At 67.0% G+C, this 23,027-nt stretch carries 19 protein-coding genes and 1 tRNA gene; 6 read left to right on the plus strand and 14 right to left on the minus strand.

Going from position 1 to position 23,027, the window contains the following annotated elements:
- Nucleotides 1-2: 2 nt before the first annotated feature.
- From J7J50_RS07550 to J7J50_RS07575, 6 genes are all read right to left on the minus strand, one after another.
- Nucleotides 3-1,382 (minus strand): glycosyltransferase, encoded by a 1,380-nt coding sequence (locus tag J7J50_RS07550; RefSeq protein ID WP_251044482.1) that lies wholly within the window; start codon nucleotides 1,380-1,382, stop codon nucleotides 3-5.
- Between the two features lie 80 nt (nucleotides 1,383-1,462).
- Nucleotides 1,463-2,644: a cystathionine gamma-synthase gene (locus J7J50_RS07555; RefSeq protein WP_215055974.1), complete on the minus strand. Its 1,182-nt coding sequence runs from the start codon at nucleotides 2,642-2,644 to the stop codon at nucleotides 1,463-1,465.
- 415 nt (nucleotides 2,645-3,059) lie between these two features.
- Entirely contained in the window at nucleotides 3,060-4,430 is a 1,371-nt protein-coding gene (locus J7J50_RS07560) for a pyridoxal-phosphate dependent enzyme (RefSeq protein ID WP_215055973.1), read from the minus strand.
- Between the two features lie 451 nt (nucleotides 4,431-4,881).
- Complete coding sequence (locus J7J50_RS07565) at nucleotides 4,882-5,097, minus strand: YdcH family protein (protein ID WP_215055972.1); 216 nt, start codon at nucleotides 5,095-5,097, stop codon at nucleotides 4,882-4,884.
- Nucleotides 5,098-5,712: 615 nt separating this feature from the next.
- Nucleotides 5,713-6,351: a hypothetical protein gene (locus J7J50_RS07570; protein ID WP_215055971.1), complete on the minus strand. Its 639-nt coding sequence runs from the start codon at nucleotides 6,349-6,351 to the stop codon at nucleotides 5,713-5,715.
- A complete protein-coding gene (locus J7J50_RS07575) occupies nucleotides 6,348-6,728 on the minus strand; it encodes a DUF4398 domain-containing protein (RefSeq protein WP_215055970.1) in 381 nt (126 codons plus the stop codon). Before J7J50_RS07575 ends, J7J50_RS07570 begins: the two co-directional genes overlap by 4 nt.
- A gap of 98 nt (nucleotides 6,729-6,826) precedes the next feature.
- On the opposite strand from J7J50_RS07575, the gene J7J50_RS07580 reads away from it, so the two are divergent.
- On the plus strand, nucleotides 6,827-7,942 hold the full coding sequence (locus J7J50_RS07580) for a PilT/PilU family type 4a pilus ATPase (RefSeq protein WP_057944209.1): 1,116 nt from the start codon (nucleotides 6,827-6,829) through the stop codon (nucleotides 7,940-7,942).
- A 1,080-nt stretch (nucleotides 7,943-9,022) separates the two neighbouring features.
- On the opposite strand, the gene maiA is transcribed toward J7J50_RS07580, so the two are convergent.
- Nucleotides 9,023-9,685 (minus strand): maleylacetoacetate isomerase, encoded by a 663-nt coding sequence (maiA, locus tag J7J50_RS07585; RefSeq protein ID WP_215055969.1) that lies wholly within the window; start codon nucleotides 9,683-9,685, stop codon nucleotides 9,023-9,025.
- Between the two features lie 188 nt (nucleotides 9,686-9,873).
- The gene (locus J7J50_RS07590; protein ID WP_215055968.1) at nucleotides 9,874-10,860 is read right to left on the minus strand and encodes a fumarylacetoacetate hydrolase family protein; all 987 of its coding nucleotides are present in this window, start codon (nucleotides 10,858-10,860) and stop codon (nucleotides 9,874-9,876) included.
- A 492-nt stretch (nucleotides 10,861-11,352) separates the two neighbouring features.
- Here J7J50_RS07590 and J7J50_RS07595 point away from each other — a divergent pair, with 492 nt between their 5' ends.
- Nucleotides 11,353-13,320 carry a peptidoglycan DD-metalloendopeptidase family protein gene (locus tag J7J50_RS07595; RefSeq protein ID WP_215055967.1) on the plus strand — a complete coding sequence of 656 codons (1,968 nt, stop codon included), beginning with the start codon at nucleotides 11,353-11,355 and terminating at the stop codon, nucleotides 13,318-13,320.
- Between the two features lie 329 nt (nucleotides 13,321-13,649).
- On the opposite strand, the gene J7J50_RS07600 is transcribed toward J7J50_RS07595, so the two are convergent.
- The 5 genes from J7J50_RS07600 to rplM form a co-directional block, all read right to left on the minus strand.
- Entirely contained in the window at nucleotides 13,650-16,433 is a 2,784-nt protein-coding gene (locus J7J50_RS07600; protein ID WP_215055966.1) for a serine/threonine-protein kinase, read from the minus strand.
- A 28-nt stretch (nucleotides 16,434-16,461) separates the two neighbouring features.
- Nucleotides 16,462-17,013 carry an ECF-type sigma factor gene (locus tag J7J50_RS07605; protein ID WP_215055965.1) on the minus strand — a complete coding sequence of 184 codons (552 nt, stop codon included), beginning with the start codon at nucleotides 17,011-17,013 and terminating at the stop codon, nucleotides 16,462-16,464.
- A 317-nt stretch (nucleotides 17,014-17,330) separates the two neighbouring features.
- Nucleotides 17,331-17,405: transfer RNA gene (locus J7J50_RS07610), tRNA-Gln, on the minus strand.
- A 72-nt stretch (nucleotides 17,406-17,477) separates the two neighbouring features.
- Nucleotides 17,478-17,870, minus strand: coding sequence for a 30S ribosomal protein S9 (gene rpsI, locus J7J50_RS07615; protein WP_057944216.1), 393 nt, complete (start codon nucleotides 17,868-17,870; stop codon nucleotides 17,478-17,480).
- A 9-nt stretch (nucleotides 17,871-17,879) separates the two neighbouring features.
- Nucleotides 17,880-18,308, minus strand: coding sequence for a 50S ribosomal protein L13 (rplM, locus tag J7J50_RS07620; RefSeq protein WP_215055964.1), 429 nt, complete (start codon nucleotides 18,306-18,308; stop codon nucleotides 17,880-17,882).
- Between the two features lie 168 nt (nucleotides 18,309-18,476).
- On the opposite strand from rplM, the gene J7J50_RS07625 reads away from it, so the two are divergent.
- Together J7J50_RS07625 and coq7 are read left to right on the plus strand one after the other, a co-directional pair.
- Nucleotides 18,477-19,640, plus strand: coding sequence for a (Fe-S)-binding protein (locus J7J50_RS07625; RefSeq protein WP_215055963.1), 1,164 nt, complete (start codon nucleotides 18,477-18,479; stop codon nucleotides 19,638-19,640).
- Between the two features lie 247 nt (nucleotides 19,641-19,887).
- Nucleotides 19,888-20,529, plus strand: a complete 642-nt coding sequence (gene coq7 / locus J7J50_RS07630; RefSeq protein WP_057944219.1) for a 2-polyprenyl-3-methyl-6-methoxy-1,4-benzoquinone monooxygenase — start codon at nucleotides 19,888-19,890, stop codon at nucleotides 20,527-20,529.
- A 221-nt stretch (nucleotides 20,530-20,750) separates the two neighbouring features.
- Here the strand turns inward: coq7 and speD are convergent, their stop codons facing one another.
- Nucleotides 20,751-21,545, minus strand: a complete 795-nt coding sequence (gene speD / locus J7J50_RS07635; protein ID WP_215059592.1) for an adenosylmethionine decarboxylase — start codon at nucleotides 21,543-21,545, stop codon at nucleotides 20,751-20,753.
- 237 nt (nucleotides 21,546-21,782) lie between these two features.
- Between speD and crp the strand changes: the two genes are divergently transcribed.
- Both crp and J7J50_RS07645 read left to right on the plus strand, forming a co-directional pair.
- Nucleotides 21,783-22,448 carry a cAMP-activated global transcriptional regulator CRP gene (crp, locus tag J7J50_RS07640; protein WP_056106010.1) on the plus strand — a complete coding sequence of 222 codons (666 nt, stop codon included), beginning with the start codon at nucleotides 21,783-21,785 and terminating at the stop codon, nucleotides 22,446-22,448.
- 6 nt (nucleotides 22,449-22,454) lie between these two features.
- Nucleotides 22,455-22,916, plus strand: a complete 462-nt coding sequence (locus J7J50_RS07645) for a GNAT family N-acetyltransferase (RefSeq protein WP_215059595.1) — start codon at nucleotides 22,455-22,457, stop codon at nucleotides 22,914-22,916.
- Nucleotides 22,917-23,027: the final 111 nt, after the last annotated feature.

Below are 23,027 nucleotides of genomic sequence, written 5' to 3' on the forward strand. Positions count from 1 at the left end.
AGTTAGTGACTTCCCATGATTGGTGGGCCCGACGGCGCGTCCGCGCGGGCGCCGGAGCGCTTCGTCGCCGATGCTGCGGAAAGATCGCGTAGCCGCGCGGCGATAGCATCGGCGGCGGCGCGTGGCGACAGCGTGTGCAGCACGCCCTCGCGCGCGCGCCGGCCCAGTTCGGCGGCGTATCGGCGATCGTCGGCCAGGCGGCGCATGTGCATAGCGGCGTGGTCGACGTCGGCCTGCGCCCACTTCGCGCCGGGCGGATGCGGATATTCGCCTTCGCCGACCGGCACCAGCGTGTAATCGACCAGGCAGCTGTTGTCGGCGTTCATGAATTCCAGATTGCCGGACCAGCCGGTGCCGATCACCGGCTTGCCCAGCGCCATGCTCTCGGCCAGGCCCAGGCCGAATCCCTCGGCGCGATGCAACGACACGTAGGCGTCGGCGCAACGCTGCAGCGCATGCACGTGGGCTCGGTCGATCACTTCGTCGCGCACGACGATACGCGGATCGCGCGCGCCCAGCGCCAGCAGGCTCAGGAAATTGTCCGGATGGCGGTAGCCATTGCTGGACTTGAGCAGCAGTTGCACGTCGTCGCGCTCGGGCGGGAACGCGCGCTGGAACGCTTCGACCGCCGCGAACGGGTTCTTGCGGTGTATCCAGGAGTTGAAGTCGAACGTCACCAGAAACACGAAGCGCTCGGGCGCCAGGCCGAAGTCCTCGCGGCCGAGCCCGCTGTCGGGCACCGGACACAACGGCAGCGGCACCCGCAGAATCGGCTTGTCGGTCACGCGCCGGAACGCCTGTTCGACGAACGCCGTCGCGACCAGGATTTCGTCGACCAGGTCCAATGCCGGCAACCAGTCCTGGGGAATTTCTTCCAGTTCCCAGAACCAGCAGGCGATCAGGTAGCGGCCGTTGAGCTTGGCCTGGCCGATATGCCGCAGCGCCTCGTCCAGATAATCGGGATTGACGAAGATGATGCTGATCGCGTGCGCGGCGTCGTCGCCGATATGCGCATCCAGGCTGCGGTCGTCCAGGCCGTGCGGCAGATCGATGGCGATGTCGTGCAGGGCCACCGGATAACCCGATTCGATCAGCGCGCGACCGTACATGCGCGCGCTCTCGGCCAAGCCGAACTGCCCGCGCAGGTAGGCGAAGATGTTCACGCCCGGCGTGTCGTCGCGGGCGACGGCGGGCGCGGCGATTTCAGCCTGGGCCTGCAGCGGACGCGACCATGCCGGCGTGCGCTCGAAACGCGCGCGCCGGCTCGCCCGCGCGGCCAGCATGAACGACACCTTGTCGCGCAGGCGCTGCGGGAAACGCCGGTACAGCGCGCGCAGCCAGCTCTGCCGGCGCACCCACGCCGACAGCCCAAGCAGGAACATGCCCGTGTCGGACCTGGAGATCGTGAGATCGCTCAACGGCTCACCCGATGGTTCCTGTTTCGCGGACGCGACCATTCGGATCAGTTCGCAAGCGCGTGCTCAAGCTCAGCCCGCAAATCCGCCAGATCTTCCACGCCCACGCTCAGGCGCACCAGATTGTCGGTGATGCCCAGCGCGGCGCGGCGGTCGGGCGGAATCGAGGCGTGGGTCATCACCGCCGGGTGATTGACCAGACTCTCCACGCCGCCGAGCGATTCGGCGATGGTGAACAGTTCGCAGCGCTCCATCATCCGGCGCGCGCCGTCCATGCCGCCCTTGACGTAGATGCTGACCATGCCGCCGAAGCCGTGCATCTGGCGCTTGGCCAGTTCGTGCTGCGGGTGCGACTTCAGGCCCGGGTAGATCACCTTCTCCACCGAAGGATGAGTCTGCAGCCATTCGGCCAGGGCCTGGGCGTTGTCGCAGTGCGCTTTCATGCGCAGGTGCAGGGTCTTCAGGCCGCGCAAGGCGAGGAAGCTGTCGAACGGGCCCTGGATGCCGCCCACCGCGTTCTGCAGGAAGGTCATGCGCTCGGCCAGTTCGGCGTCGTCGCCGACCACGGCGATGCCGCCGACGATGTCGGAGTGGCCGTTGAGGTACTTGGTCGCCGAGTGCATGACGATGTGCGCGCCCAGTTCCAGCGGCCGCTGCAGGATCGGCGAGGAGAAGGTGTTATCGACCACCACCACCAGGCCGCGCTTGCGCGCGATGGCGGCGATCTCGGCGACATCGACCAGCTTGAGCAGCGGGTTGGTCGGGGTCTCGATCCACACCAGCTTGGTTTCCGGGCGGATCGCCGCTTCGAAGGCGGCCGCGTCGCTCAGATCGACCCAACTGAAATCCAGCCCGGCGCTGCGCCGACGCACGCGCTCGAACAGGCGGTAGGTGCCGCCGTAGACGTCGTCCATCGCGATCACGTGGCTGCCGGCGTCGAACATCTCCAGGATGGTCGAGGTCGCGGCCAGGCCGGAGGCGAAGGCGTAACCCTGGCTGCCGCCTTCCAGGCCGGCGATGCAGCGCTCGTAGGCGAAGCGGGTCGGGTTGTGGCTGCGCGAGTATTCGAAGCCCTGATGCTGCCCGGGGCTGCTCTGGGCGTAGGTCGAGGTCGCGTAGATCGGCGGCATGACCGCGCCGGTGCTCGGATCGGGCGACTGTCCGGCATGAATGGCGAGGGTTCCCAGGCCGAGCTTGCGGGCTCCGCCTTGCGGCTGTTGTTGGCTCATTGAATCGTTCCGTCCGCTGAGTGATCGACCGAGCTATTCGGCCGATTGGCGCAACCGCGAATTCTAACATTGCGGTTGTGAGCCCCCTGGTTCACATGGCGGCACTTCAGCGGGTGTGCAGGCGTGCTGTGGAGCCCCACACGGCGGGGCTGAGACGGCGCACACAGTCCACGTGGCGGCCACTAGCTGAATGCGCGGTTCAGGCGGTGGGCCGGGACTGGACGCGGACGGGTCGCGCGGCACCTCTGCGGCGGCGGCCCGGCCGATCGACTCCCTCTCCCGCTTGCGGGAGAGGGCCGGGGTGAGGGGATGAGCGCCGAAGGCGCGAATGCTGCTGGGCGCCGCACGGGCCGATGGCCCACCCGCCCCACCCCACACGACCTCAACGCCCCCTCATCGGCCAGCTCAGCCGCCCTTACTGCACCCGGCGGCGCAGGAAGTTCAACAGATCGATACGGGTGATCAGCCCCAGGAACTTGTCCCCATCCATGACGATGGCGACATGGCCGCGATCGAACACCGGCAGCAGCGATTCGATCGGATCGGCGACCGGAATCTTGTCGAGCTTGCTGACCATCGCGGTCGACACCGGGTCGCGGAAACGCGATTCGTCGCCGTACACGTGCAGCAGCACGTCGCTTTCATCGACGATGCCGACGATGTGCTCGCCGTCCATCACCGGCAGCTGCGAGACGTCGTAAAGCTTCATGCGCTGGTAGGCGGTGACCAACAGATCGTTCGGCCCCACCACCACCGTATCGCGCTGCGAATACGGCCGCAGGATCAGATCGCGCAAATCCCCGTGCTGCTGGCGCTGGATGAAGCCGTTGTCGAGCATCCAGTAGTCGTTGTACATCTTCGACAGGTACTTGTTGCCGGTGTCGCAGACGAACACCAGCACCTTCTTGCGCACGGTCTGCTCGCGGCAATACTTCAGCGCCGCCGCCAGCAGGGTGCCGGTCGAGGAGCCGCCGAGGATGCCTTCTTTTTCCAGCAACTCGCGCGCGGTCAGGAAGCTTTCCTGGTCGTTGATCGCGTAGGCCTTCTTGACCCGGGTGAAGTCGGAGATCGGCGGCAGGAAATCCTCGCCGATGCCTTCGACCATCCAACTGGCGGACTTGTCCGACAAGGTGCCGCGGTTGATGTATTCCTCGAGGATCGAACCGACCGGATCGGCCAGGATCAACTCGGTGGCGGGCGAGAGCTTGGCGAAGGCGCGCGACAGCCCGGTCATGGTGCCGGAGCTGCCGCAGCCGAACACGATCGCGTCGAGCTCGCCGCCCATCTGTTCGAGGATTTCCGGGCCGGTGCCGAACTCGTGCGCGGCCGGGTTGTCCGGATTGCCGAACTGGTTGATGAAGTACGCGCCCGGGGTTTCCTTCGCGATGCGCTCGGCCAGGTCCTGGTAGTAGTCCGGATGGCCCTTGGCCACGTCCGAGCGGGTCAGCACCACCTGCGCGCCCATGGCCTTGAGGTTGAAGATCTTCTCGCGGCTCATCTTGTCGGGCACGACCAGCAGCAACTTGTAGCCCTTCTGCTGGGCGACCAGGGCCAGGCCGATGCCGGTGTTGCCGGCGGTGCCTTCCACCAGGGTGTCGCCGGGCTTGATCCGGCCGGCCTTTTCCGCCGCTTCGATCATCGACAGGCCGATGCGGTCCTTGATCGAACCGCCGGGGTTCTGCGATTCGAGCTTGAGGTAGAGCTCGCATACGCCCGCGTCCAGGCGCTGCGCCTTGACGATCGGGGTGTTGCCGATGAGTTCGAGTACCGAGGAATGGATGGCCATGAGATTCCTGCTAGCCGCTACCGTGCGGCGAATCGGACCATTCTAGCCGGCGCCCGCGCGGGCGTTGCCGCCTGGGGTGCGTTTGTGGGAGGGGCTTGAGCTCCGATGCTTTTGTGCCGGTTCTCGGCTGCGGCACCAAGGCGACCGGAGTTTCCGCCTGGCTGATCGGAAAGCATCGGGGCTGAAGCCCCTCCTACAGGCGCGCAGGGCAAAACGCCGCCGGGCGGCGGGATCGGGTGCATTCGGGGGTTGGTAGCCGCGGGCGGCGGCGATCGACGAGGATGACCGCCGCCGCCCGCGCTAAGCCTGGAGCCGCGACCGCGGGCGGGTCGGGTCCATCTGGACTGAGTCGGGACTTCCGGGCCCGACCGGTGCGCAACCGGCGTCGCGCCGGCTGCGCTGCATGCGTGATCGCCTCATCCGAAGGTGGGCCGCACGCACGCGAACGGCATCAATGTTGCTGATCGTAAAGTTGGATCAGCCGATCCTTCGCCGCGAGCTTCTCGCGCTTCATCTGGCCCAAGGTGGTGTCGTCGATCGGCAATACACCAAGTTCGGCGTCCATGACCTTCTTGTCGAGGTCCCTGTGGCGCTGGTAGAGCTGCTTGAACTCCGGGTTGCTCTTGATGAGCGCGTCGATTTCAGGCTGCGGTCGTTCTTCGAACATGAAAGCCTCCTTCAGCACGAATGCAAACGCCCCGGTCGCGAGACCAGGGCGTTGCGGGGGAGCGTGAGATGGTGGGTCAGGCGCGGTGCGGCGCCGGCTTCACGCAATTCGACCGCACCTGAGTGTGCGGCGGCGGAGTCCTGCGGAAGGGGCGTTTGCGTCATCGGCCTGGCTCTTCGCCGAGCGCTTGCGGAGCGCCCGGATAATTGACCCTACTCCTGTGTTCTGGATCCGGCAAGGGCGGTCCGCAAGCGTTTTCAGGTGCCCGCCAGGAATGGCCGACGAGCGGAAAACCGATCGCAAACCATTGTTTTACTTGATATGGCGGTCACACTTGCGGTGACTGTCGCCAAGGCTCGGTGCCACTTGCGATGAGGCCGTATCGCACGCGGCCGTTCGTCGGCTGAGAGCGGCGAAAGCGCCCGCGCCGGGTCTTTTGTAGGAGGGGCTTCAGCCCCGATGCTTTTCGATCCGATCGCTTCGTGCTTCATCAGGTTCTGATCGAAAAGCATCGGGGCTGAAGCCCCTCCCACAAAAGCCCCTCCCACAAAAGCAGCACGAGCCGGACAAGCTGGCTCGTGGTCGCATATCGGGCAGCGCCCGAAGGCGAAGCGGTTACTTTTTCTTCGGCTTGGGCTTGGCCGGCTTTGGGGTATCGACGGTCTGACCGGTCTGGCCGAGCAGTTCGGCCTCCTTGCGCGCCAGCTCGGCGTCGCGCTCGCGCGCGGCCCGCAGCTTGGCGGCCTGCTGGCCGGCGACGTTGTCGAGCAGGCCTTCGGCCTGTTGCCGGGCCTGGGTCTCCTGCTCGGCGGCCAGGCGCAGGCGCTCGGCTTCTTCCGCCTGGATCTGCGCCTGCACGCGCAGGCGCTCGCTTTCGGCGCGGGCGCGGTCGGCGTCGCGGCGGCTGGCTTCGACCAGCAGATCGCTGCGCTCGCGGTCCAGACGGTCGATCTCGCGCTGCGCCAATTGGGTGCGCGTCACAATTTCGGCGATTTCCACCCGGCGATCGGCGATGCGCAGGACCCAGGCGCGGTCGCGGCTGCGCGCGGTGCGCACCGCGTCGATGGCCTGACGCGCCTTCAAGCGCTCATACGCGCCGTATTGCGCGGCATCGGGACTGGCCTCGCTGACGTTGACGCGCTGGACCAGCCGGGCCACGTCCGGATCGTCCGCCGACGCGGCCAGCGCGCTCAGGCAGGCCAGCGACAGGGCGCCGGCGGCGGCGATGCGCAGGGCGAACAGACGCGCGCTCATTGGCCACCTCCGCTCTGCAGGCGGCGGCGCAACTCGGCGATCTCGGCCCGGCGCTGATTGAGTTCGGCGGTGGTCAGGGTCTCGCGGCTGTGGGCGAAGGCCAGATCGGCCTCGGCCGCGGCGGTCAGCGCCAGGCGCCGGGCGTCTTCGTCCTTGCCCTGCGACATCGCCGCCTGGGCGCCGCTGAGGGCGCTGCGCGCGGCGGCGAGGTCCTGCGGCGCGTACTGGTCGGCGTCGGCGTCGTCGGCGCGCATCACCGCCTGCTGCGCGGCGGACAGATCGCCGGTGGGCGGAGGCGTGGACGCGCAGCCGGCCAGACCGGAAGCGAGAACTGCGGCCAGCAGCGGCAAACGAATTTGTGCGAAGCTTGTGGGCATTAGGGGAGCGCTGTGCGGAAGGGATGACGCACGGACATTGTCGTCAAGCCGGCAGCGTGCTTGCAACGGCGCGCGCCGTCAACAAGGGGTATGAATGCATGGACATCGGCTATTTCCTGAAGCTGATGACGGAAAAGAACGCGTCGGACATGTTCTTGACGACCGGCGCGCCGGTGTACATCAAGGTCGAAGGCCGTTTGTACCCGCTCGGCAATACGGGCCTGCCTCCGGGCATGGTCAAGAAGATCGCGTATTCGCTGATGGACGAGGGCCAGGTGCCGCTGTTCGAGCGTGACCTCGAACTGAACATGGCCCTTGCCCTGCCCGACGCCGGCCGCTTCCGCATCAACGTGTTCAAGCAGCGCGGCGAAGTCGGCATGGTCATCCGCGCCATTCGCAGCATCATTCCGAGCATCGAAGAGCTGCAGCTGCCGCAGGTGCTCAAGAACATCATCATGGCCCCGCGCGGGCTGGTGCTGATCGTGGGGTCCACCGGTTCGGGCAAATCGACCACGCTGGCCTCGATGATCGACCACCGCAACTCCAGCACGGCCGGTCACATCCTCACCATCGAGGACCCGATCGAGTACCTGCACAAGCACAAGAAGTCGATCGTCAACCAGCGCGAGGTCGGCCTGGACACCCATGCCTTCCACAACGCGCTCAAGAACGCGATGCGCGAAGCGCCGGACGTGATCCTGATCGGCGAAATCCTCGACGCGACCACGATGGAAGCAGCGATCGCCTTCGCCGAAACCGGCCATCTGTGCCTGGCGACGCTGCACTCCAACAACGCCGACCAGACGCTGGAGCGCATCCTCAACTTCTTCCCGGAAGCCGCGCACAAGAACGTGCTGATGAATCTGGCGCTGAACCTCAAGGCGGTGGTTTCGCAGCGCCTGGTGATCGGCGTGGACGGGCGTCGCCTGCCGGCGGCCGAGATCCTGATCAACACCCCGCACGTGCGCGACCTGATGCGTCGCGGCCAGGTGCATGAGATCAAGCAGGCGATGGAAGAGTCGCTGGAAGAAGGCATGGAGTCGTTCGACCAGTGCCTGTTCCGCCTGTACAAGGAAGGCAAGATCGAGATGGAGGAGGCGCTCAAGGCGGCCGACTCGCGCGACGGCCTGGCGCTGAAATTCCGCCTGTCCGAGGGCGGCACCGGCGAGCACGATCCGTATGCGGACATGTACGACGCGTCCGCGGCGCACTGACCGGTTTCTGGCATAGCGACAACGAAGATCGGCCGCTGATTCAGCGGCCGATTTTTTTTGCCGGCGCCGGATTGGGCGCCTGTGCTTTTGTAGGAGGGCCTTCAGGCCCGATGCCTTTCGATCAGGCGCGACAAACTTTCCGGCGATCTGAGCCAACAGCATCGGGGCTGAAGCCCCTCCCACAAGAGCCCGGCTCTGCCCCCCTCGAAAGCTTTTGTGGGAGGGCCTTCAGGCCCGACGCCTTTCAATCAGGCGCGACAAACTTTCCGGCGATTTGAGCGAACAGCATCGGGGCTGAAGCCCCTCCCACAAGAGCCCAGCTCTGCCCCCTCGAAAGCTTTTGTGGGAGGGCCCTCAGGCCCGATGCCTTTCGATCAGACGCGACAAACTTTCCGGCGATTTGAGCGAACAGCATCGGGGCTGAAGCCCCTCCCACAAGAGCCCGGCTCCGCCTCGAAGGCTTTTGTGGGAGGGCCTTCAGGCTCGATGCCTTTCGATCAGGCGCGACGGACTTTCCGGCGATTTGAGCGAACAGCATCGGGGCTGAAGCCCCTCCTACAAGAGCCCGACTCTGCCGCCGAAGGCTTTTGTGGGAGGGCCTTCAGGCCCGATGCCTTCCGATCAGGCGCGACAAGCTTTCCGGCGAGTTGAGCCAACAACATCGGGGCTGAAGCCCCTCCTACAAGAGCCCGGCTCTGCCGCCGAAGGCTTTTGTGGGAGGGCCTTCAGGCCCGATGCCTTCCGATCAGGCGCGACAAGCTTTCCGGCGAGTTGAGCCAACAGCATCGGGGCTGAAGCCCCTCCTACAAGAGCCCGGCTCTGCCTTCGAAAGCTTTTGTGGGAGGGCCTTTAGGCCCGATGCCTTTCGATCAGGCGCGACAGGCTTTCCGGCGATTTGAGCCAACAGCATCGGGGCTGAAGCCCCTCCTACAAGAGCCCGGCTCCGCCCTCGAAGGCTTTTGTGGGAGGGCCTTCAGGCCCGATGCCTTTCGATCACGCGCGACAGACTTTCCGGCGATCTGAGCCAACAGCATCGGGGCTGAAGCCCCTCCTACAAGAGCCCGACTCTGCCGCAGATGCTCAGCCCGGCGGGCGGTCGGGCTGATTCTCGGGCAACGCCTTGTCGAACTCGGGCAAGGCCAGGCAGGCCTGTTCGATGCGCAGGATGGTCGGGAACGCTTCCAGCGGCACGCCGAAGCGGCGCGCGTTGTACAACTGCGGGATCAGGCAGCAGTCGGCCAGGCCCGGGGCGTCGCCTTCGCAGTAGGTGCCGGTGGCGGCGTCCTCGGCCAGCATCGTCTCCACCGCGGTGAAGCCTTCGATGATCCAGTGCTTGACCCAACCGTCGCGCTCGGGCTGCGGAACGTTCCAGGTGCCGTCCAGGTACTGCAGCACACGCAGGTTGTTGAGCGGGTGGATTTCGCAGGCGATGGTCTGGGCGATCGCGCGCACGCGATGGCGATCGCGCGCGGTCACCGGCAGCAGGTTCGGCCGCGGCCAGGTTTCGTCCAGGTATTCCAGGATCGCGATGGATTGCGTCAGCGTGCGCGCGCCGTGCTGCAGCACCGGCACCAGCCCCTGCGGGTTGAGCGCGCGATAGGCCGGATCGTGCTGCTCGCCGCCGTTGCGGACCAGATGGATCGGGACGATCTCGTACTCCAGGCCCTTCAGGTTGAGCCCGATGCGCACGCGATAGGACGCGCTGGACCGCCAGTACGAATACAGCCGCAGTTGATCGCTCACCGGATGGCCTTGAAAGAGAACCGAGTGGAGAGTAACGAGGAACGCGTGCGTTCGGGGTCGATCGCAACGCCGGGGCTGCGACTGGCGCCTGGTTTCCACGCACGCGTCCAGGCGTCGACGCGCACCTTACCGGGATGCGCGCCGCAACACGTCGGAACGGGCGACCACTCGTCCCGCGCGCGATGCCGTCAGGCGGAAGGCCGCTCCATGCGCTGCTCGATCGCGCCGAACAGGCTGCTGCCGTCGGCGTCGAGCATCTCGATGCGCACGACGTCGCCGAACTTCATGAACGGGGTCAGCGGCTTGCCGTGCTCCAGCGTTTCCACGGTGCGGCGCTCGGCGAAGCACGACGCGCCCAGGCTGGTGTCCTCGTTGGCGACCGTGCCGGAACCGACGATGGTGCCGGCCGACAAGGGCCGGGTCTTGGCCGCATGCGCCACCAGCTGGGCGAAGTTGAACTGCATGTCGATCCCGGCTTCCGGCGCGCCGAACCATTCGCCGTTGATGTGGGTCGTCAGCGGGCGATGGACCTTGCTGTCGATCCAGGCCGGGCCGAGTTCGTCCGGAGTCACGAACACCGGGCTCAGCGCCGAACGCGGCTTGGACTGCAGGAAGCCGAAGCCCTTCGCCAGTTCGTTCGGAATCAGATTGCGCAGCGAGACATCGTTGACCAGGCCGATCAGCTGGATGTGGCCGGCGGCGTCGTCCGGGGTGACTGCCATCGGCACGTCGTCGGTGACGATCACCACTTCGGCTTCCAGGTCGATGCCGTAGTCCTCGCTGACCACGCGCACCGGGTCGCGCGGGCCGTAGAAGCCGGCGCTGACGGCCTGGTACATCAGCGGGTCGCTGTAGAAGCTCTCCGGCACCTCGGCGCCGCGGGCGCGGCGCACGCGCTCGACGTGCGGCAGGTAGGCGCTGCCATCGACGAACTCATACGCGCGCGGCAAGGGCGCGGCGAGCGCGGCGAAATCGACGTCGAACGCGCCCTCGGCGCTGCCCTCGTTGAGCGCATCGGACAAGGCGTTCAAGCGCGGCGCGGTGTTGGACCAGTCCTCCAGCGCGCGCTGCAGGGTCGGCGCGATGCCGGTGGCGCGCACGGCGCGGCTCAGGTCGCGCGAGACGACGATCAGCGTGCCGTCGCGGCCGCCTTCCTTCAGGGAACCAAGCTTCATCCAGACCTCGATGTCGTTTCAGGGCGCCGCGGCGCAATGGTTTCAATTGTAACCACTAGCGGCGCCATTGGCAGCCGCACGGGTCGCAGGCGACACGCAGCGGGCCCGGGCCGGCCGCAAACCCGCCGTTCCGCCGCCCAAGCCCCGCCGGGACAGCGTTTGCGCGCCCCGCCGAAGCCCGCCGCCGCCCGCTTCGCCGGCCATTTTGCCGCCTTCCGGGCCGGCCCGAAAAAAATTTGAGATCCGCTGATGGGTGCGGCCGCCCTTCTGCGGTTTGTTGAGTTAAGCGCGGCGTGGTCACGCCCGGGTTCGCCGGGACAGACCCAGCCGGGAAGAGCCGGGATTTGGGATTAGAGATTCGGGATTGGCAAGCCAGAAACGACGCAGCCGCTTCACCAATCCGAATCCCCAATCCCAAATCCCGGCCTCACCAGTTGAGGGCTCGTCCCTCTGCGACCGCGTGATTTTCCAATCATGCCTATGGAGTCCACCATGAAAATCCAGTCCTCTTCGCTGCTCCTGCGCGCCCTGCCGGCCGCGCTCGCCCTGTGCGTCGCCACCGGCGCCAACGCCCAGGCCCTCACCATCGACGTGGTCAACCCGATCAAGGACGGCAGGGTCGTGTTCGAAGCGCTCGGCCCGGCCCAGGTCGGCGGCGCCAAGCAAGGCCGCGTGTCGCTGCGCATGGGTATCCGCAACGACGGCGCCACGCCGCTGAAGATCACCAAGGTCGAGATCCTCAACCAGCTCGCGTCCAACTTCCTGGCCCCGGTCGAAATCGCCCCGGGCACCCAGTACGCGTTCCAGAACTGCAATTGCGACTACGAAAACGCGGACCCGAACGCGCCGGACGTGCCGGCCTCGTTCCCGATCATCATCAGCGCGCCCTACCCGACCACGGTCAAGGTCGCGGTCTACGTGCAGGGCTTCTCCGCGCCGGTGATCAAGAACCTGCCCTTCGCCGCCGCCACCAACGACAACGGCCCGCTGCGCTTCCCGGGCAAGGCCACCGATCTGCGCTTCAACGAAGCCTGGCAGACCTCGAGCAACCACGTCGGCGGCAGCCAGGCCTATGGCCTGGACAACAGCGTCACCGGCTGGGACGGCGACTCCTGGGACGATCGCCGCCCGGGCGCGGATTCGACCAAGCCCGAAGGCCGCCGCGCCTATGGCCTGCCGCTGTACGCGATGGCCGACGGCATCGTCTGCGAAGGCCTCAACGATCTGCCGGAGTGGAAGAACTATCCGCGCGTGTCGAAGGAAATCGAACCCGAGCCGATCGCGCCGAGCACCGGCCAGTATTCGGCCGGCGGCAACTTCCTCAAGATCCAGGCCGGTAACGAAGTCGCCCTGTACGCGCACATGCAGCCCGGCTCGATCCCGGCCGAACTGCTGGTGCCCGGCGCGGTCATCAAGCAAGGCCAGTATCTGGGCAAGGTCGGCTACACCGGCCAATCCAGCGGCCCGCACGTGCATGTGCACGTCAGCCAGGAAACCTCGCCGGGTTCGTGCGTCGGCAACTCCGTGCGTCCGCGTCCGATGACCTTCGCCCAGCTGCAGAGCCTGACCCGCACCGAAGCCACCGCGATGGCCGGCGCCAACAGCATGGACCCGACCGACTGGACCGCGCTGAGCAACCACTCCGCGCCGCATCCCTTCAGCCTGCTGTATCCGGCCAGCACCCCGTACGCGTTCGACGCCGCCGAAACCGACAACAGGACCTACCTGGGAGTGTGGCGCGCCAGCAACGAGATCGAGATGCGCATCAACAAGCCCAGCTGGACCGCCTTCACCCAGAAGCGCACCGAGCTGATCGCCGACGGCTTCCGCCTGGAGAATATCGACACCTATGTCGAGAACGGCGACCGTCACTTCGTCGGCGTGTTCAAGCGCGAAACCGGCAGCGGTGCTCTGTACAACGCCGACAGCTGGGAAAACTTCACCGCGGTGTGGAAGCAACTCAGCGACGACGGTCAGCGCCTGGTGGATATGACCACCTACCTGAGCGGCACCACCCGCCACTACGTCGGCGTGTTCCGTCCGGGCACCGGCAACGCCGGCCTGTGGAGCCACACCGGTTTCAGCGCCTTCGCCAATCAGCGCGAAATCGCCAAGGGCCTGGGGCTGCGCCTGATCGACATGGAAAGCTTCGACATCGGCAATGGTCAGCGCCAGTTCGTCGGCGTGTACCGCGAAGGCACCGACAGCACCGCGCTGTGGCGTTCGACCTCGTGGAGCGGCTTCACCGCGAAGTGGGACGAGTTGTCCGACAACGGCTACCGCCTGATCGATGTCGACACCTTCGTCGATGCCGGCGTGCGCAACTATGTCGGCGTGTTCCGCGCCGGTTCCGGCGGCCATGCGCTGGAAGCGGTCAAGGGCTGGCAGGGTCTGTTCCAGTCGTCGGAGAAGTACGCCACCAAGGGCTTGCGACTGGTGGATGTGCAAGCGATCGAGTGATTGCTTGAGGGGGGCTGGGCTGGGCTTGGCTTGGTTCGGTTCATTCGGCCCGGCTTGATAGTCAGCTCAGCGCGGGGTTAGGTTCAGCGCAATGAGAAACGCCGCCTACGGGCGGCGTTTTTTTGTCTGGACGATGCTCGTCGGCGGCAGTGCGGTCGCGGGTGCGAACATCTTCTGGCAGAGAACGCTACGTGCCTCTCCAGATCGTCATTCCCGCGAACGCGGGAATCCAGCGACTTTCGTGCGGTGGCGACTAAAGACACTGGATTCCCGCGTTCGCGGGAATGACGGAAGTAATACGTGCAGGGCCCGCCCTCCATCCTGCCCAGTCACCTCACCGCCATCTGCAACCTGGCCTGCCCACTCTCCAGCGCATTCAATCGCCGCAACAATTCCGACTCGCGGTGCAATTCGCGCCGCAGCACCGGCGCGGCCGATTGCAGTTGCCGCCGCATCCCGGCGACATCGCCGCGCGCCAGCAGCACCTCGGCGTACGGCACCCGCGCCTTGGCGGTCTTGAGCTGTTGCTCGCCGCTGGCCTGCGCGCTGTCGGCGACTACCCGCGCCCAGCCGCGCTCGGCCTCGCCCCAGTCGCCGCGGCGCTGCGCGAGTTCGGCCTGCAACGCCGGAATGCGCGCGAGCATGAAGGCGTTGTATTCGCCCTGCGCGACATTCAGCGCCGCCAATTCCGCGCCGGCCTCATCGAGGCGGTCGCGGCTGAGCAGCCATTCGATCCGGGTCAGTTCCACCATCAACAATCCGGCGTGATCCTCGCCGTGCTGCTTGCGCCAGATCGACATGGAGTGCTCGATGAACGGCTGCGCCTGCTCGGTGCGGCCGGAGCGCGCCAGCAGCCGTCCGAGCGCGCTTTCCACCCGCAACACACGGCGTTCGTCCGGGCCCAGGTGTTCGCGCCGGATCGACAAGGCCTCGCGCCAGCGTCGCTCGGCCTCGCCGACATCGCCGCGTTCGTCGGCCAGCACCGCCCAGTTGTTGAGCACGCGCCCGTAGTCGAGGCTGCGCTTGCCGGCGACCACGCCCAGGATCGCCAGCGCGGCGCGGTAGTGCTCGTCGGCCTGGCGCGTCTCGCCCAGATCCTGCGCGGCGTTGGCCAGATCGGAATGGATGTTGGCAACCATGTCGCTCTGCTCGCCGTACAGATCGCGCGCCAGCGTCAGATTCTCGACCAGCTCGCGACGCATGTCCTCGGCGCGCCCCTGCCCGAACAAGGCCTTGGCCAAGCCGAACTGATTGAGCTGCACCGCCACCGTGTTCGCGCCGATCTGTCGCGACAGCTGCAAGGCCTCGCGGAAGGTCTGCTCGGCGCGCTTGAGTTCGCCGCGGCGCAGATACAGTTGCGCCAGATGGCCGAGCATCGCGGCGCGCTGCTCCGGCGACTGCGCCATCGCGTACTTGCCGCGCAATCGCCGGGATTGTTCGAAGGCGCGTTCGGCCGGGTCGTACTGGCTGTCGGCCACCAAGGCCAGACCGAGGGTGTCGTAGGCATCGGCCAGCGCGCGCGGCTCGCCCTCGCCTTCGCTCAGCGCCAACGCGCGCCGCGCGACCGCGACCGCCTGCGGGCCGTACTGGCGATCGCTCATCGAACGCGACAATTCCGCCAGCGCCTGCGCGGCCTGATCCGGACGCGCCACCGCCGGATCGAGAAACTCCTTCGCCGCCTGATCCAGCAGCGCCTCGGCGCGCTGCGGCTGGCCGAGGTTGCGATAGGCGCGGCCGAGCACCGCGCGCAACCGCGCGCGGATCGCCGGCGTGTCGTTCAACCCTTGCCCGATGCGCGCCGCCGAAGCGTCGAGCACTTGCCGCGCACTGACCTCCTCATCGGCGCGCGCGCCGCGCATGCGCGGGTCAGCGGCGTCGAAGGCCGAGACCAGAAATTCGCTGACCTGCTCGGCGACCGCGGCCTCGCGCTGGGCGCGCGCGCGCTCGGTGGTGACGCGCCAGACGAATCCGCCGGCCAGCAACAGCACCGTCGCGGTCGCGGCGGTTTCGCGCCAATGCCGGCGCAGATAACGGGTGCTGCGGTAACTCCAGGTCGGCGGCCGCGCGGTCACCGTGCGCCAGTCCAGATGGCGGCCGATGTCCTGCGACAAAGCCTCGACCGAGGAATAGCGTTTGCGCGGGTCCAGGTCGCAGGCGCGCGCGGCGATCGCGTCCAGGTCGCCGCGCAATTGCGAGCGCCACGCGCAATCGGCCTGCGCCAGCTCGCTCGGCAGCGGCACCGGCGTGTCGCGATCGGCCAGCGTGCGCGCGAGCGTATTGCAGGCGAGCAGCTCGGTCAGCAGCACGCCGAGCGCGAACACATCGCTGACCACGCTGACCCGCGCGCCGCCGAGCAGTTCCGGGCTGGCGTAAGCCGGCGTGCAGAAAGTGTTGTTGCGTTCGCCGTCGCCTTGCTGCCGGTCCAGCACCTGGGCGATGCCGAAATCCAGCAGCACCGGCTCGCCATCGTCCAGCACCAGCACGTTGCCGGGCTTGAGGTCGCAATGCACGATCAGGCGCTGGTGCGCGCTCTGCACCGCGCCGCAGATGCGCTGGAACAGATGCAGGCGCTGGCGCAGGTCCGGCGCGCGCCGGTCGCAGTAGTCGTCCAGCGCCCGCCCGGGCACGTACTCCATCACCAGATACGGCTGCCCGGTCGGGGTGGTGCCGCCGTCGTACAGGCGGGCGATGTTCGGATGCTGCAGTTCGGCCAGCAGCTGCCGTTCGGCCGCCAGGCGCTGGGCGAATTCCGCTTGATTGACCGCGTTGCTGCGCAACAGCTTGATCGCGACCTGCTGGCGGAACAGCCCATCGACGCGTTCGGCGGTGAACACCGTGCCCATGCCGCCGCTGGCCAATCGCTCGACCAGCAACCAGGCATCGAGCCGGTCGCCGGCCTGCAGTTCGCTGCCGCCGCTGTCGGCGAGCAACTCGCCCAGCGGCCGCGCGACCTGGCCGAAGGCCTCGGTCTGCGCGCCGAGCAGTTGCAGGACTTCCTCGATCAGCGAATCGTCGTCGCTGAGCGCGCGCAACTGCTCGCGCCAGCGCTCGGCCGGCAGATCGCAGACCGCATCGAACAAGCGGCGCAGTTCCTGCCAACGCTGAGTTTGCATATCGTCTCCTGCGCGGCGCGGGGCCGGTTCAACTCAACTGCTGGCTCAACCAGGCGCGGGCGAAACGCAGGTCGCGCTCGACCGTGGGCGTGGAGACTTCCAGCACGCAGGCGATATCGCGCTGCTCCATGCCGCCGAAATAAGCCATCTCGACCGCGCGCGCGGCGCGCGGGTCGCGTTCGGACAAACGTTGCAGCGCATCGTGCAAGGCCAGCACGTCGAAACCGACGGTCTGCCCGCCCTGCAGATCGGCCTGCGACAAGGTCAGCATCACCGGCCGCGCGCCGCGCTTGTCGGCCGCCCGCGCCCGCGCTTCGTCCACCAGCACCGAACGCATCTTCAGCGAGGCCAGCGCGTAGAAGTGCGCGCGGTCCTGCCAATCCACGTCGCTGCCGATCAGCCGGATCAGCGCTTCGTTGACCAGCGAGGTCGCCTGCAGCGTGCGGTCGCCGCCGCGCGCGCCCAGGCGCGCCGCGGCCATGCCGCGCAGGGTGTCGTAGACCTGCGCGAACAATCGATCGCGCGAGGCGATATCGCCACCGCGCCAGTCGTGCAGCAATCGAGTCAGATCCTCGCTCATGCGCGTCCCCCGACGCCGCTTCGCCCCTGCGCGCGGATGGTAGCCGAGCGGGCGCGGCGCAGAGGCAGAATGCGCGAGGCGGCAGATCGCAGACGCGACGGACGGCACGGTTCGACGGGTCGCCGGGCGCGGCGGTGTGCGAGTCGGGCCGTTGTCGGGCGCGGCTGGACCGCCGGCGAGCGCAGGTACGGGCCTGTGCGGGCGCCGTTTGCGCCACGCTATCGCCGCATCGCCCGGCCCGGAAAACAAAAAACCCGCCGTTTGGCGGGTTTTTCGTTGCGGCCGACTGCGTTGGATTGCAGTGGCCGGCTTGGGTATGGCAGCCCCGGATGGATTCGAACCACCGAATGCCTGAGTCAGAGTCAGGTGCCTTACCGCTTGGCGACGGGGCTATGGAACGGATTCTAGCGCAAAACGTCGAAGCTGCAAAAACCGGATGCTGCGAAAAACGCAGCGCACGGCGATTAGCGCTTGGAGAACTGCGTTGCGCGGCGAGCCTTGTGCAGACCGACCTTCTTACGCTCGACTTCACGGGCGTCGCGGGTCATGAAGCCGGCCTTGCGCAGCTCGGACTTCAGGGTTTCGTCGTACTCGACCAGCGCGCGGGCGATGCCCAGACGGATCGCACCGGCCTGGCCGGTGATGCCGCCGCCGGAGACGGTGACATTGACGTCGAACTTGTCGGTCGACTGGGTCAGCTCGAGCGGCTGGCGCACGATCATGCGCGCCGTCTCGCGACCGAAGAAGTCTTCGATGGTGCGCTGATTGATGGTGATCTTGCCTTCGCCCTTGCGCAGGAACACGCGAGCGGTGGAGGACTTGCGGCGACCGGTGCCGTAATTGTGTTGGATGGCCATGTTCGTACCTTAGATGTCCAGGGGCTGCGGCTGCTGCGCGGCGTGCGGATGCTCGGAGCCCTTGTAGACCTTGAGCTTGCGGTACATGGCGCGGCCGAGGGGATTCTTCGGCAGCATGCCCTTCACACCGATCTCGATGACGCGTTCCGGGTGGCGCTCAAGCGCCTGGCCCAGCGTCTCGCTCTTCAGGTTGCCGACGTAACCGGTGAACCGGTAGTACATCTTGTCCTGCAGCTTGTTGCCGGTGACGGCGATCTTTTCGGCGTTGATTACCACCAGGTAATCGCCGGTATCGACGTGCGGGGTGTAGACGGGCTTGTGCTTGCCGCGCAGACGGCGCGCGAGTTCGGAGCACAAACGGCCGAGCGTCTTGCCCGACGCGTCGACGACGTACCAGTCGCGCTGGACGGTCTCGTTCTTGGCGGTGAAAGTCTTCATGAAAACTCTTATATGGGTGCAGTGGTCGGGCTGATTTCGCCGGGCTTCCGAGCAGGAAGCGGGGGCGGAATTTCGCCGCGCGTTGTGTTTGTGGAACGAAAGAGGCGGAATGATAGCGGCCTGGGGCCCCCTGCGCAAGTCGGCGGCCGCTGCGCTAGCATCTGCCGCATGCCCGCCGCCCGCCCGCCGACCCCTGCTCCGCCGGTCCCGGACCCGCTGGTGGCCCTGGCCGACCGCTGCGTCCAATGCGGGCTGTGCCTGCCGGTGTGCCCCACCTACAGCCTGGAACGGCTGGAGACCGAATCGCCGCGGGGCCGGATCGCGCTGACCCGGGCCTGGGCGCTGGACACCATCGCCCCGACCGCCGCCGCCGACACCCATCTGGATCACTGCCTGGGCTGCCGCAGCTGCGAGGCGGTCTGCCCGGCCGGCGTGGAGTATGGCCAATTATTGGTCCAGGCGCGCCAGCGCCAGCGCGAACGGCGCCTGCCGGCCTGGCGCCAGCGCCTGATCGAAGGCCTGGCGGCGCGGCCGCGCTGGCTGAACGCCGGGCTCGGCCTGTACCGGCGCGCCCATGGCTGGCTGCCCGCCTCGCTGCGGCCGCTGCCGCGACCGCCCCGGCCGGTGCCCTGGCCGTCCAGGCCGGCCCCGGCGACCCGCGTCGGCCTGTTCGTGGGCTGTGTCGCCCAAGCCTATGAAAGCCCGCTGCGCGCGGCCCTGGCCCGGCTGTGCGGCGCGCTCGGGGTCGAACTCGACCCGGTCGCCGGCCAAGGCTGCTGCGGCGCGCTGCATGAGCACGCCGGCAACCGCGATTCCGCGGCGCGGCTGGCCGCCGGCAATCGCGCCGCCTTCGCCGGCCACGACACCGTACTGACCCTGGCCAGCGGCTGTCACGACGGCGTCGCCCGGGCCCTGGGCGGCGGCGTGCGCACGGTCGATGCGTTGAGCTTCCTCGGCGAACGCGCCGCCGCGTTGCGCTGGCGCGCGACCCCGCAGCGGGTGGCGCTGCATCTGCCCTGCACCCAGCGCAACGTGGTCAAGTCGGTGCCGGCGCTGCGGCGCCTGCTGGCCGGCGTGCCCGGGCTGGAGGTGATCGAACTCGACGCCGGTTATGGCTGCTGCGGCGCCTCGGGCACGCAGATGTTCGCCGACCCCGGGCGCGCGGCCGAATACCGCGCGCCGCTGATCGAGCAATTCCTGCGCAGCGGCGCGACCCGTCTGCTCAGCGCGAATATCGGCTGCCGGCTGCACCTGGGCAACGGCACGACGGCGCCGGTGCAGCATCCGCTGGAGTTTCTGGCTCAGTGCCTGGAAGAAATCCCGCCGGGCTGATTTCCGCCAACTTTCGCTGGTGCGGGAGAGACTTCAGCCCCCGATGCTTTCCGCTGTTGTGGGAGGGGCTTCAGCCCCGATGCTTTTGGCTCAGGTCGCCGCGATCGGATCGGAAAGCATCGGGGCTGAAGCCCCTCCCACAACAACAGCTAAAAGCATCGGGGCTGAAGCCCCTCCCACAACAGCCAAAAGCTTTGGACTGAAGCCGCTCCCACAACAGTCCCCGCCCGCGCCGTAGAATCGGCGCATGAACCCTCGCGCCCTCAGCCCCTTGGATCGCGTGCTCAGCGAAGCTCAGCGCGCCCTGGACACCGTTTTCGGCGCCCCCGGCGCCGAACGCCCCAATCCGGCCGGCAACACCGCCGAACTGGTGCTGGAACCGGCCGAAAAACGCCATTCCGCCGGACTCATGCGTATCAACCACGTCGGCGAGGTCTGCGCGCAGGCGCTGTACTGCGGCCAGGCGGCGGTGGCGCGCGACGAGTCCACTCGCGAGCACCTGCTGGAAGCGGCCCAGGAAGAAACCGATCACCTGGCCTGGTGCGCCGACCGCCTGCGCGAACTCGACAGCCGGCCCAGCCTGCTCAACCCGCTGTGGTACGCCGGCAGCTTCAGCATCGGCGTGCTGGCCGGCCTGCGCGGCGACGGCTGGAACCTGGGTTTCGTGGTCGAGACCGAGCGCCAGGTCGAGGCGCACATCGACGAACACCTGGAATCGCTGCCCGAAGGCGACCAGCGCAGCCGGGCGATCCTGCGCACGATGAAGGCCGACGAAGCCCGCCATGCCGAAAATGCCGAAAACGCCGGGGCGCGGATCCTGCCGATGCCGGTGCCGACGATCATGGCGGCGGCGTCGAAACTGATGAAGACGGTGGCTTACCGGCTTTAAAGCCCGGGCGGGCCGCTTTTGCGCCCGCCCCGAGCCTCGCCGCCCCGCTTTGGCTTCCTCTCCCGCCCCGCAAGCGGGAGAGGGAGACAAACTGCGCAAACGAAAAAGGCCGGCTTGCGCCGGCCTTTTTCTGAACGACCGGGAGACCCCGGGCGCCACGGCGGATCGGGTCCGATCATCGCCTTGGCGAATCCCGAATTCCCAATCCCCAATCCCGGCCGTCAATCGGCCAGATTGCGCCCGTGGTACAGCTCCTCGATCTCGCGGCGCAGGCGCGCCTCGATCTTCATGCGCTCCTTGAACGAGAGGTTCTTGGCCTTCTCTTCGAACAGGTAGGTGTCGAGGTCGAATTCCTTCAGGTGCATCTTCGTGTGGAAGATATTTTCCTGATAGACGTTGACGTCGATCATCTCGTAGCGCGACTTGATGTTCTTGGCCAGGTAGTCCTGGATCGAGTGGATCTTGTGATCGATGTAGTGCTTCTTGCCCTTGATGTCGCGGGTGAAGCCGCGCACGCGATAGTCCATCACCACGATGTCGGACTCGAAGCTCTCGATCAGGTAATTCAGGGCTTTCAGCGGCGAAATCACCCCGCAGGTCGCCACGTCGATGTCGGCGCGGAAGGTCGCGATGCCGTTGTCCGGATGGGTTTCCGGATAGGTATGCACGGTGATGTGCGACTTGTCCATGTGCGCCACCACGGCGTCGGAGATGATCTCCTTGCCGGCGTCCTTCTTGTCGATCACCGGCTCTTCCGAGATCAGGATCGTGACCGACGCCCCTTGCGGGTCGTAGTCCTGGCGGGCGATGTTCAGGATATTCGCACCGATGATTTCCGCCACATCCGTGAGGATCTGGGTGAGGCGGTCGGCGTTATACGCCTCGTCGATGTACTCGATATACCGGCGGCGCTCGTCTTCTGAAGCCGCGAAGCAAACATCGTAGATATTGAACGAGAGGGCCTTGGTGAGGTTGTTAAAACCCTGCAACCGCAGGCGCGGCAACGGCTTGACCACTGAGTGAGATTCCGGACGGACGGCGAGGGCCGAGATTATGAGGCAATTGGCCCCGGGGGGAAACGCATGGTGTTTTTGGACTGTATTGGTGACAAAAGCGTGACCGCCACTGAACTTCCATCATCGCTCTCTATCGGCCCGTCATTTTCAGCGGCAGGATTTGCTCCAGCGGCCGTATCGCCCTAAGCTCGGCCGAAAACGAAGCCCATTCCAATGTCCGCCAACCCGGTAGCCCCCTTGACTGCTTTGCGCCGAACCAATAGCCCGTTGTTGCCTGACGGCGCGACGATCGAACGTTTCCTGGCCCACTGCCACCGCAGGCGCTACCCGTCCCGTACGGACGTGTTCCGCCCCGGCGATCCGGCCAGCACTCTGTATTACGTCGTTTCCGGCTCGGTTAGCATCATTACCGAAGAAGAAGACGGTCGCGAACTGGTCCTGGGCTATTTCGGCCCCGGCGAGTTCGTAGGCGAACTCGGCCTGTTCATCGAGAGCGACCATCGCGAGGTGATCCTGCGAACCCGGGCCACCTGCGAACTGGCCGAAATCGGCCATGAGCGCCTCTACGACCTGCTGCTGACCCGGCTGTCGCTGGACGCGCCCAAGCTGCTGTATGCGATCGGCGCGCAGATTTCCCGGCGCCTGCTCGACACCAGCCGCAAGGCCGGCCGCCTGGCCTTCCTCGACGTGACCGACCGCATCGTCCGCGCCCTGCACGACCTGGCCAAGGAACCCGAGGCCATGAGTCACCCGCAGGGCACCCAGTTGCGGGTGTCGCGCCAGGAGCTTTCGCGCCTGGTCGGCTGCTCCCGCGAAATGGCCGGACGCGTGCTCAAGAAGCTGCAGGCCGACGGCAAACTGCACGCTCGCGGCAAGACGGTCGTCCTGTACGGGACCCGCTAAGCCTCGATGGGACGTATCGCCCCCTCTGCGCAGACCGCACCCTCGGTGCGGCTCGCGGAGCTGGGCGATGCCAGCGACGTAGCCGAACTGCTCGGCCAGCTGGGCTATCCCTGCACCCGCGATGAGGCCATCGAGCGCATCGCCACCCTGCACGACGATCCCCGCCATTACCTGTTGCTGGCCGAAATCGACGGCCACGCCTGCGGTCTGGTCGCCAGCCACACCCGTTATTCGCTGACCCACGGCAGCGACCTGACCCGGATCACCGCCCTGGTGGTCGCCCAGTCCTGCCATCGCCAGGGCATCGGCCGGCGGCTGCTGCGCGAAGTCGAACGCCGCGCCCGCCGCGACGGCGTCAGCCGCATCGAGGTCACCAGCAACGCCCGCCGCGCCGAGGCGCACGAGTTCTACCGCAGCTGCGGGTACTCGGACGGGTCGTTGAAGTTCGTCAAGACGCTGGGCGACTGAGACGAAGTTGTTGGTCTTTTGTGGGAGGGGCTTCAGCCCCGATGCTTTCCGATCCGATCGCCATATTCCCCCAAGGGCGGAGCCGCTTGCTGGAAGTGCGCGGCGATTTGA

Source organism: Lysobacter sp. ISL-50 (assembly GCF_018612875.1).
In the GTDB taxonomy this organism is placed as follows: Bacteria; Pseudomonadota; Gammaproteobacteria; order Xanthomonadales; family Xanthomonadaceae; genus Lysobacter.